The sequence below is a fragment of the Rhodoferax sp. genome (assembly GCF_028689295.1).
In the GTDB taxonomy this organism is placed as follows: Bacteria; Pseudomonadota; Gammaproteobacteria; order Burkholderiales; family Burkholderiaceae_C; genus Rhodoferax.
Genome location: NZ_JAQTWL010000045.1, coordinates 1 through 6,298, shown reverse-complemented (window position 1 = coordinate 6,298; position 6,298 = coordinate 1). Strand labels below are relative to the sequence as shown.

The 6,298-nt window shown below is 60.3% G+C and carries 3 protein-coding genes; all 3 read right to left on the bottom strand.

Annotated features, from left to right (window positions below):
- Positions 1–24: 24 nt before the first annotated feature.
- Entirely contained in the window at positions 25–675 is a 651-nt protein-coding gene (locus tag PHF15_RS16365) for a DUF4390 domain-containing protein (protein ID WP_300122859.1), read from the bottom strand.
- Complete coding sequence (gene rsmB / locus PHF15_RS16360) at positions 632–1,954, bottom strand: 16S rRNA (cytosine(967)-C(5))-methyltransferase RsmB (protein WP_300122857.1); 1,323 nt, start codon at positions 1,952–1,954, stop codon at positions 632–634. The genes PHF15_RS16365 and rsmB overlap by 44 nt, the downstream gene beginning before the upstream one ends.
- 76 nt (positions 1,955–2,030) lie before the next feature.
- Positions 2,031–6,245, bottom strand: coding sequence for a DNA-directed RNA polymerase subunit beta' (gene rpoC, locus PHF15_RS16355; RefSeq protein WP_300122854.1), 4,215 nt, complete (start codon positions 6,243–6,245; stop codon positions 2,031–2,033).
- Positions 6,246–6,298 lie beyond the last annotated feature (53 nt).

Sequence of the window (6,298 nt, the reverse complement as noted above, 5' to 3'; positions counted from 1 at the left end):
CACCGACCATTCCGCGGTCACCACTCACTTGCCGCGCTCCACACCCAGCACCTGGGAAGTCGTCACGGAAATCTGCCAGTCTGACTGGCCGAGGGTACCAATTTGCAGCGGCCTGGGCAGTTGCGAGGTGTCGAGCGCAAAGCGGAACTCGACGATGTGCTGAGCGCCAGGTTCGATATCCGCCGCGTCGGCGATCTTCCACCTGGAAATGCGCCGCACCGCCGCCATGGCATCCGTCAGGGTTTCGAAATTGAGGTTCAGCGTCAGGCCCTGGGTGGCTTCGGTCATGTCCCCCGCTCCGACATTGAGCCGCCAACGTTGTGTCAAGGGGTGATAAATCAGACGCATCCGGCGCTGGACCGACGTGATCTTGCGGTTGGTCCAATACCAGCGCTCACGCAACAAATCGGCCTGCGCCACAAAATAGATTGGAATCCCCTTGAGCAAAGCGTCTTCAACAACAACCGGCAACTCAAATCGGAACTGTGCCGACAACCAGAGGCCGTCATCCGTGCGATCGAGTTTCAGCACCGGCGGGCGACCGGGCTCAGACGCATCGGCGGCCAGCGCCGGGAACGTCCACCCCTGCACCAACACCATGGTGATGGCCGCCAGCCAGCAACGCCAGCGGCTAAGCAGCAACTTTTTCGAGCAAAGCGTAATAAAAGCCATCATGGTCACCGATCGGATTGTCGGACGCCACCGCGCCTTGCGCACTCATGCCAGCCAACAAATGCCCGGGGGATGGTAATAATGCCGCTTGGGTGTTGCTGGCAAGAAACGCCTGGATCTGTTGCTCCCCCTCGGCCCGAAACACCGAACAGGTGCAGTACAGCAGACGCCCGCCCACTTTGAGCAATGGCCACAGCTGTGCCAGCAGCCGGGACTGGATGGCCGCCAATTGGGCGATGTCCGTCTGACGGCGTAACCAGCGGATGTCCGGGTGTCGGCGCACGATGCCCGATGCCGAACACGGCGCATCCAGCAAAATGGCATCAAAAGGCTCACCTTGCCACCAGGATGCCACTTGCGCCGCGTCCGCGGTCATGACCTCGGCCTGGAGTCCAAGGCGCCCCAGGGTCTGGTGGATGCGCTGGCAACGCTCGGCATCCACATCGAGCGCCGTCACAGCCAGATCGGCCAGCTCCAGCACGTGGGCGGTTTTCCCCCCGGGTGCGGCGCAGGCGTCCAGCACCCGCAGCCCAGGGCGACTGGGCAGGCCTGCGAGCAACAGCGGTGCGACCAGTTGGGCCGCGCTGTCCTGCACCGACACCCAGCCGTCGGCAAAACCTGGCAAGTGCTGCACCGGACAGGCAGCGGCCAGCATCACACCATAGGACCCCACGGGCGTTGCGGCCAGGCCAGCCTCACGTAATGCCAGCAGATACCGGTCCTGGGTCGTACGGCGGGCATTCACACGCAGCACCATCGGCGCCTGTTGGTCCGCGGCCGCCAGAATGGCCTGCCATTGCTGTGGCCATTCGGCCTGAAGCTGCTCAATCCACCAGGCCGGGTGATTCCAGCGCGCGACCGGATCACGGTCTGTTTGCGCCAACAGGGCATCCCGCTCACGCAGGAACCGCCGCAGGCAGGCATTGACAAACGCCGCCTGGGGCTTGATGGCCGGGGTTTTCTTGGCACACTCCACCGCCTGGTTCACCAGCGTGAAAGTGTCGTAATGCGCAGTTTCAGGGCGCCATAACAACGCCAACGCTGTACACAACAACGCGTCCACCATGGGCGGCGGTGTGCGTGGCGCCAGCAACTTGCGCAAGGCCTGAGCCCGCCCCAGGGAACGCAGCACCTCAAAGCTGAGCGCCTGCACACCCGGACGGCTGGCGGGAGCCACCGCATCCAGCGCCGCGGTCCCGGATTGTCCCCGGCGGACAGCCTGAAGCACCTGGGCGACCGCCTGCAGTTGACGCCACAAAGGTGGCCGTTGTTCGTCATTCATCACAACTTGAGCATAAAAAACGCCTCATGCCCGCATAAACAGGACATGAGGCGCTATATTTTATATAGCTATCGAGTTACTCGGCGGCAGCGTCCTCGCCTTGCTCGGCATCGCTGACACCGGCCAGTTCAGCGGCTTCGGCCTCGGCAATGGCACGGCGCTCAGCGTCGTCCATGCTTTCGCGAACCTTGCGTGCGTCGTGGTAGGCCAGACCGGTACCGGCAGGAATCAGACGCCCGACGATCACGTTTTCCTTCAGACCACGCAATTCGTCGCGCTTGCCCATGATGGCGGCTTCGGTCAACACGCGGGTGGTTTCCTGGAAGGACGCCGCGGAGATAAAACTGTCGGTGGACAACGATGCCTTGGTGATCCCCAGCAGCAGGTTGGTGTAAGTGGCGGGGATCTTGCCTTCGGCGCGCAGTGCGTCGTTGGTGTTGAGCATTTCCGAGCGCTCGACTTGTTCACCGATGATGTAGTTCGAATCACCGGCACTCTCCACCACCACACGGCGCAGCATCTGGCGAACAATCACTTCAATGTGCTTGTCGTTGATCTTCACACCTTGCAAGCGGTAAACGTCCTGCACCTCGTCCACGATGTAACGAGCCAGTTCTTCAGCACCCAGCAGGCGCAGGATATCCTGCGGATCGGCCGGGCCATCAACCACGGTTTCGCCCTTGTTGACGATCTGACCTTCGTGCACCAGGATATTCTTTTCCTTGGGCACCAGCTCTTCCCAGACCTTGCCATCCGGATCGGTGATCTGCAGGCGAATCTTGCCTTTGGTTTCCTTGCCGAACGAGATCGTGCCGGTCATTTCGGCCAGCACGCCCTTGTCTTTGGGCGAGCGTGCTTCGAACAATTCGGCCACCCGCGGCAGACCACCGGTAATGTCGCGGGTCTTCTGACCTTCCACCGGGATGCGGGCCAGCACTTCGCCTGGGCCCACATCCTGACCATCACGCACCTGAACCAACGCACCGACCGGAAAGCCGATGGTCACCGAGTGGTCGGTGCCTGGAATCTTGACTTCGTTGCCTGAAGCGTCCACCAGTTTCACCTGGGGACGAACCACCTTGGCAGAACCACGGCGTTTCGGGTCAATCACCACCAGGGTCGACAGGCCGGTGACTTCGTCCACCTGCTTGGCCACGGTCAGACCTTCTTCGACATTCTCGAACTTGGCTTGCCCGGCAAACTCGGTGATGATGGGGCGTGTCAGCGGGTCCCAGTTGGCCAGGATGGTACCGGCCTTGATGGCCTGGTCGGCCTTGACCGTCAGCACGGCACCGTAAGGCACCTTGTGACGTTCGCGCTCACGACCATGCTCGTCGTGAATGATGATTTCGCCAGAGCGCGAAATGACCACCAGTTCACCCTTGCCATTGGTCACATAACGCATCGTGGCGTTGAAGCCGATGTTGCCGTTGGACTTGGCTTCGACACTGGAAGCAATGGCCGCACGCGACGCGGCACCACCGATGTGGAAGGTCCGCATGGTGAGCTGGGTACCCGGCTCACCAATCGACTGAGCGGCGATCACACCCACTGCTTCACCACCGTTGACCAAGCCGCCGCGGCCCAGGTCCCGGCCATAACACTTGGCGCAAATGCCAAAGCGGGTTTCACAGGTGAGCGCCGTGCGCACCTTGACCTCATCCACACCGGCCAGTTCCAGCTCTTCAATCAGGTCTTCGTCCAGCATGGTGCCGGCTGGGGCCAGCACCGACTGGTTTTCCGGATGCAGAACGTCGTCTGCAGCCGTGCGGCCCAGAATGCGGTCACGCAGGGATTCGATCACCTCGCCGCCTTCAACGATGGCGCGCATCAGGTAGCCGGCGTGGGTGCCGCAGTCCTGTTCGGTGACGACCAGATCCTGTGTCACGTCGACCAGACGACGCGTCAGGTAACCCGAGTTGGCGGTTTTCAACGCGGTGTCGGCCAGACCCTTACGCGCACCGTGAGTGGAGATGAAGTACTCCAACACGTTCAGACCTTCGCGGAAGTTCGCGGTGATGGGCGTTTCGATGATGGAGCCGTCGGGCTTGGCCATCAAACCCCGCATACCAGCCACCTGACGGATCTGAGCAGCAGAACCACGGGCACCTGAGTCGGCCATCATGTAGATGGAGTTGAACGACTCTTGCGGCACCCGGTTGCCATGGCGGTCAATGACCGTCTCTTTGGAGAGCTGGCCCATCATCACCTTGGACACTTCGTCGCCGGCCTTGCCCCAGATGTCCACCACCTTGTTGTAACGCTCACCGGCCGTCACCAGACCCGAGGTGTACTGCTGGGCAATTTCCTTGACTTCTTTTTCCGCCCGCTCGATGATGCCGGGCTTCTCGGTGGGCACCAGCATGTCTTCGATCGAGATCGAAATACCGGCACGGGTAGCCAACCGGAAACCATACTGCAGCAGCTTGTCGGCAAACACCACCGTTTCCTTCAGCCCGCACTTGCGGAACGAGGCGTTGATCAACCGGGAAATTTCCTTTTTCTTCAAGGCCTTGTTGATGAACTCGAACGGCAGACCCTTGGGCAGGATTTCGGACAACAGGGCGCGCCCGGCCGTGGTCTCCCACAGCTTGGTGGTCGGCACCAGCTCACCGGTTTTCTTGTTTTTGGTGTACTCGGTCAGGCGCACGTTGATGCGTGCGCTCATTTCGACCTCACCCGCGTCAAAGGCGCGCTGGACTTCAGCCACATCGGCAAAAATCAACCCCTCGCCCTTACCATTGATACGGTCACGGGTGGTGTAGTACAGACCCAGCACCACGTCCTGCGACGGCACGATGGAGGGTTCGCCATTGGAGGGGAACAGCACGTTGTTGGAGGCCAGCATCAGGGTGCGGGCTTCCATCTGGGCTTCCACCGACAGGGGCACGTGAACAGCCATCTGGTCACCGTCGAAGTCGGCGTTGAAGGCCGCGCAAACGAGCGGGTGCAGTTGAATGGCTTTGCCTTCGATCAGGATCGGCTCAAAGGCCTGGATGCCCAGACGGTGCAGCGTTGGCGCACGGTTCAGCATCACGGGGTGCTCTTTGATAACCTCTTCCAGGATGTCCCACACCACCGGGGTGCCGGATTCAACTTCCTTCTTCGCGGCCTTGATGGTGGTGGCAATGCCCATGGCTTCGAGACGGGCGAAGATGAAGGGCTTGAACAGCTCCAGGGCCATCAGTTTGGGCAGACCACACTGGTGCAGTTTGAGGGTCGGGCCCACCACGATCACGGAACGGCCCGAGTAGTCCACACGCTTGCCCAGCAGGTTCTGACGGAAGCGGCCACTCTTGCCTTTGATCATGTCAGCCAGTGACTTGAGGGCGCGCTTGTTGGCCCCCGTCATGGCCTTGCCACGGCGGCCGTTGTCCAGCAGGCTGTCCACGGCTTCCTGCAGCATGCGCTTTTCATTGCGCGCGATGATTTCCGGGGCCTTTAACTCCAGCAGGCGACGCAGACGACTGTTGCGGTTGATGACGCGGCGGTACAGGTCGTTCAAGTCCGAGGTGGCGAAACGGCCACCATCCAGCGGCACCAGCGGACGCAGGTCCGGTGGCAACACGGGCAACACATCGAGCACCATCCACTCAGGCTTGATACCGGATTTCTTGAAGGCTTCCAGCAACTTCAGGCGTTTGGTGTTTTTCTTGATCTTGAGCTCAGAGCCGCTTGGGTCGTTGCGCAACTTCTCGATTTCGCTTTCGATGTCAAGGTTTTGCAGCAATTCCTTGACGCCCTCGGCACCCATCTTGGCCTGGAATTCGTCGCCGTATTCTTTGAACTTGGCATCAAAGTCGTCCTCGGACATGATGCTGAATTTCTTCAGCGGGGTCATGCCGGGGTCGGTGACAACGTAAGCTTCAAAGTACAGCACGCGTTCGATATCGCGCAGGGTCATGTCCAGCACCAGGCCCAGACGGCTCGGCAGGGACTTCAGGAACCAGATGTGGGCGCAGGGTGCAGCCAGGTCGATGTGGCCCATGCGCTCGCGGCGCACCTTGGTCTGGGTGACTTCAACGCCGCACTTCTCGCAGATCACGCCGCGGTGCTTGAGGCGCTTGTACTTGCCGCACAAACATTCGTAATCTTTGATGGGGCCAAAGATCTTGGCACAGAAGAGGCCATCACGTTCGGGCTTGAAAGTCCGATAGTTGATGGTTTCAGGTTTTTTGACCTCACCAAAAGACCAGGAACGAATCTTTTCGGGTGATGCCATGCCAATCTTGATGGCATCAAAATGCTCGTCGGGCGTGAACTGCTTGAACAGGTCGAGTAAAGACTTCATGACTGTTATTCCTCTATTCTCATCAATTACGAGCGTTCCAGCTCAATATCCAA

Excerpts from the sequence above, each read along its gene's own strand:
- PHF15_RS16365 (WP_300122859.1), bottom strand. The coding sequence starts at position 675 with ATGATGGCTTTTATTACGCTTTGCTCGAAAAAGTTGCTGCTTAGCCGC.
- rsmB (WP_300122857.1), bottom strand. The coding sequence starts at position 1,954 with ATGAATGACGAACAACGGCCACCTTTGTGGCGTCAACTGCAGGCGGTC.
- rpoC (WP_300122854.1), bottom strand. The coding sequence starts at position 6,245 with ATGAAGTCTTTACTCGACCTGTTCAAGCAGTTCACGCCCGACGAGCAT.